This is a genomic window from Peterkaempfera griseoplana (assembly GCF_001418575.1).
GTDB classification, from domain to species: domain Bacteria; phylum Actinomycetota; class Actinomycetes; order Streptomycetales; family Streptomycetaceae; genus Peterkaempfera; species Peterkaempfera griseoplana.
On the sequence record NZ_LIQR01000753.1, the window covers coordinates 1 to 4,802 of the forward strand.

Here is a 4,802-nt window from a genome sequence, read left to right on the forward strand (position 1 = left end):
CCTCGCCGCGCTGAGAACCCGCGCCGCGTAACGGCACCACCTGCCCAGCCGCTCGACGGCCAGACAAGCAGCCTACACGCGGCAGGCGTTGAGTGAGCACCGTGCAGACCGAGGCCGTCCGCACCTCGATCACCCTCGGCACCGGGGCGGCCGGCCCGTCGACACGGCGGCGTCCTCACCTTCGATGAGCCCGACACCCGGCGACGACCCGTCGTCACCAGATGTACGGGCACCACCCTCACAACGCCGTCGAGGCCGCCCGGACCGGTGGACGGGATGCCCCCGCTGCTCACCCCTGCGCCTGGAGCATGGGAGGGCGGCTCACCCAGGCAAGTCCCCGTGTTCCAGGCCGGTGATCGCTTGGCCGTTGGAACGAGCGTCGTTGCCGGGCTGCACCACCCGACGCGATGTCAGCGCCAGGCAAAGGTTCGGAACAACACACCAGCCACCGCCGCCATCTGGGCGAGCAGGGCGCCCGGCAGCAGGCCTGGGCGCAGGCTGTCATGGAAGCCTGCGACGTTGCGGGGATCTCCCGGGTCGCCGCCCCGAGGTCCGCCGCCGCCAGGCCTGCTGCCGGGCGACTCCAGCCACCAGCTGTGCCGCCTGCCTGCCCCGACGGCCCTGCGGCAAGGGTCACCCACCAGCCTGCCGCAGCAGCCGCCGCGACCCCGACCATCCCGCACCAGACATGTCATCGAGCTGCGCCGTACCCCGCTTCCCCCCACATCACCCCGCCCGCAACCGGGACGTCGATGTGCCCCGATTGCCGTCAGCTGCCGGGCCGGTCATGGTGGAAGAGACAGACGACGCATATCCACAGCCGACCCAGTACTTCACTGCCGAGCCCGGCCTGTGCCGGATGGCGCACGGTGGGTTCGGGCGCGATGGGAATCTCATGCCTGCTGACGACACCGGCCCCTTCCAGCGTTCCGGCGGCCGCGCGGGGACACCACAGGCCCGGCTCGCGGGCCCGCACGGGCGCGCCGGCGCGCACACCGGTACCACGACCCTGCCCGGCCCGGTCCGCACCGCGGACACGCCCCTCGGGCCGGGAGGTCCCTACGGTCCGGAGCCGCCCCTGATGCACGGGTACTCGGCTCCGCAGGTCAAAGCGTGGAGCCCGGACACCGACAGCTACGCCCCGTATCTGCGCTCCCGCGTACCGCTCGCCCCGCGGATCGCCCCCTTCGACCCCACGCAGTCCCGGCCCGGCCTGGATCCCCGCCCGCGACTGATGGTGCTCGCGGGCGACTACATGCAACCGGGCTCCGAGGTCGAGGGCTATCCCTACGGTGTCGGCGCCGAGGCGTACGCGCTGCGGTTCTGGCAGTACGCGGACCTGTTCGCCTCCTGGCACGGACTGCCGCTGGAAGGCCACAGCCATGACCCCCACCCGCCGTACGGGCTGATCAACCTGCCCAACCCGGGGTACACCGACGCCGCGCACCGCAACGGCGCGCTGAGCCTGGGCTGCTGGTTCTGGCGAGAGGGCGACGACTTCTCCGCGGCCGTCGAGAAGACTCCCCAGGGCACCTTTCCGTTGGCCGACAAACTCATCGCCATGGCCGGCTACTTCGGCTTCGACGGGTACTTCATCAACCAGGAGGTCAAAGTCTCCCCCGCGCAGGCTGCCCTGCTGATGCAGATGCTCGCGTACATGACGCGCAGGGCTCCCAAGCCGTTCCACGTCCAGTGGTACGACTCCCTGTCGGTGGACGGCGAGGTCTCCTACGAGAACGCGCTCGACGACCGGAACGCCCCGTGGGTGGCCTCGGGCGGTCAGCGGGTCTGCAGCAGCATCTTCCTCAACTACGCGTGGGACGCCACGCTGATTCAGGAGTCGCATGACTACGCCGTGCAGCCCCTGAAGCTCGACCCCTTCGAGATCGTGTACGCGGGCAGCGAGATCGGAAAGGACAAGTTCGCCCAGGTGTGCGATCCTGTGGCGATCTTCCCCACCAAGACCGCTCCCCGCACCAGTTGGGCGTTCCTCGGCTCCGAGATGGTCTGGTCCACCGTGGAGGGCGACAAGAGCACCATCGCCAAGCAGGCTCCGGTCTACGCCCGCGAGCGGCAGTTGTGGTCGGGGCCGGTGGAGGACCCCTCGCGCTCCGGGCGTACCAAGCAGCCCGACCCGAGCCGCCCGCTGGATCCGGCGGGCTGGGACGGCACGGCCCACAACATCGTGGAGAAGTCGGTGATCGGTGCGCTGCCCTTTGTGACCCGCTTCTGCACCGGTACCGGCGAGCGCTTCTTCATCGAAGGCCGGCAGGTCGGGGACCAGCCGTGGTTCAACATCGGCATCCAGGACCTGCTGCCCACCTGGCAGTGGTGGGTGCGCGGCCTCTCCGGGGCCCCGAGCAGCGCGATCCAGGTGGACTACGACCACACCCTGGCGTACGACGGCGGGTCGTCGCTCAGACTCAGCGGCGCCCTCGGCTCCGGGCAGTCCGCGTTCGTGTGGCTCTACAAGACGGCCCTGAAGCTCACGGCCACCACGGCAGTGGATCTGGTACGGCAGATGGCGCCTGCTCCGCCTGGCACGGCGAGCCCCACGCTACGGGTGTGGCTGGTCTTCCAGGACGCCGCGGAGATGGAGTGGCTGACCGTCACCGGGACCCCCGGGGTCGGCTGGTCGCGCTGGTCGGCGCCCCTGGGGCAGTGGGCGGGCCGCACGGTGGCAGCCGTCGCCGTCTCGTTGGCGGCCGGTCCCGACGGTGCCCCGGGCATCGCGCTCAACATCGGCGAGTTGCGGATCGGAGAGACCGCACGCGAGCCCGTACCGGCCACCCCGACCGGATTCACCGTCGACCGCGCGGCGATCTCGGACAACATCGCGAGCGTCTATCTGAGCTGGAAGTTCGTGCCCAACGGCGTGGCGTACTACGACATCTGGCGCCGTACGTCCTCCGGCAGGCTGTGGCTGGGCCGCATCCATGACGGCGCCTACTGCGTGCCCCTGCTGGCACGCGGCACGGACGGCGCGACGACCGCCCTTGAGCTGGAGGCGGTGTCGGTGAGCGGCCGCCGCAGCCCGGCCACTGCGACGACCCTGCGCTGGTAGCCCTGCGCAGCTGCTGCCCGACCGGACGCCAGGCGGCCGGTCGGGCAGTCGGTGCGGCCGGAGCACTCGGGACGACGCCCTCCTCCCGGTCGGGCTCCCTCCTGTCGGGCCCGGAACTGTCGGGCCCCGGAGTGCGGACCGGGACGAGGGCGGGCGGCACAGCCCCACCGACGCGCCCCACGCTCGGCCTGCGGGAACCTGCCCCGTCCCGGCCCGGCAGATCGACCGCAACGACCGCACCCCAAACCGTTTCGGCGCCGATGGGGGCGGCTTGGCCGGCGCGGACGCCGAGCCGCCCGCCCCCCGGAGCCGGATGCGCCCTCTCCATCGAGGGGTGAGCGGGATCCCCTCTCCTGATGACCCTCTGCGGTCAGGGCATGACCTGCGTGGCCGACCAGGCGGCCGCCCACCCCGGTCGCATGAGGCGTCGCCTGAGTTCACCGAGCCGGTGAGGCGGCGATCCTGCATGCCGGGAGCGCCCCCGGCCCTGGCCGGCGGCCGCAGCCGAGCGAGGCCCACAGGGCGCTGACCCGCCACGTCCCCGATACGACCGCCCGTCACCGCCACCGCCACTTCATCTTGTCCGGGGCCGCCCACGGTTGCCTCCGGAGTCGTGGTGCGCCCCGTACCCGGCGCCGGGCGACTCCCGGTGTGTCGCATCTCATGAGCGCAGCGGGAACCAATCAGTGGGGCCCGCAGTCTAGGGATGTGCGATTGGCGCACGTGAGCGAAATGGGTACAGGCATGCGACGGTTCAGGAGTCGGGCGGCGATGGCGCTGCTGGCGGGGGCGATATCGGCGAGCGCGTGCGCCTGCGGTGCGGGTGGGTCGACCTCGGGTTCGGCGGCGGCCCTCGACGGTGGCACGGGGACCGGGGGAAGTGCCCGTCCGTCGGCCGCTTCCAGCCCCTCGCCGGCCCAGTCGCAGTCGCCGTCTGCGAGCCCGTCCCCGACGCGGCCGTCCGGCCCGCCGCTGCTGCTGGACTCGCTCGCCCCCGCGGACAGCGCCACCGTGGGCGTGGCGATGCCGGTCTCCATCGTCTTCACCCACCCGGTGGCGGCCGGCGCCCGCAAGGCAGTCGAGCAGCACCTCCAGGTCTCCTCTTCGGTACCGGTCACCGGAGCCTGGCACTGGTTCAGCAACCGGCGGGTCGACTGGCGGCCCGAGCAGATGTGGCCCACGGGAGCGCACGTGACCGTGGACGCGGCCCTCGACGGGGTCGGCGACGGCAACGGCCGCTACGGTACGCACGACTACCACCACAGCTTCACCATCGGAGACGCGGTCAAGACCACGGTCGACGTACCGGGTCACTCGATGAAGGTCTACCGCAACGGTTCGCTGGTACGCACGATGCCCATCGATGCGGGCAGCCCCAGCTTCCCGTCCTGGGACGGCACCATGGCCGTACTCGACAAGGAGCGGTCGGTGCGGATGACCTCCTGCAGCGTGGGGATCACCTGCGACCGGGGCAACCCGAACTTCTACGACCTCACACTGCCCTGGGACGTCCACCTCACCTACTCGGGCACCTACGTCCACTACTCGACCGGTGACCCTCAGCCAGGTCACAGCTACGGATCGCACGGCTGCGTCCACCTGTCGCTCGCCAACGCCAAGTGGTACTACGACTACGTGAAGCAGGGCGACCCGGTCACCATCACCGGCTCCCCCCGGGGCAAGGCCGCCGCCGACAACGGTTACGCGGCCTTCAACCTCTCCTGGTCGCAGTGGCTGG

Annotated in this window: 2 protein-coding genes; both read left to right on the plus strand. The window is 71.3% G+C overall.

The genetic code is table 11. The features are described from left to right. The first annotated feature begins 1,081 nt into the window (after positions 1-1,081). The gene (locus AOK09_RS36390) at positions 1,082-3,064 is read left to right on the plus strand and encodes an endo-beta-N-acetylglucosaminidase (protein WP_157876196.1); all 1,983 of its coding nucleotides are present in this window, start codon (positions 1,082-1,084) and stop codon (positions 3,062-3,064) included. Positions 3,065-3,835: 771 nt separating this feature from the next. Beyond that, the coding region (locus AOK09_RS36395; protein WP_245687652.1) for a L,D-transpeptidase at positions 3,836-4,802 on the plus strand (967 nt) is incomplete at its 3' end.

What these genes read in the sequence shown, in the direction of transcription:
- AOK09_RS36390 (WP_157876196.1), top strand. Translation starts at nt 1,082, where the DNA reads ATGCACGGGTACTCGGCTCCGCAGGTCAAAGCGTGGAGCCCGGACACC.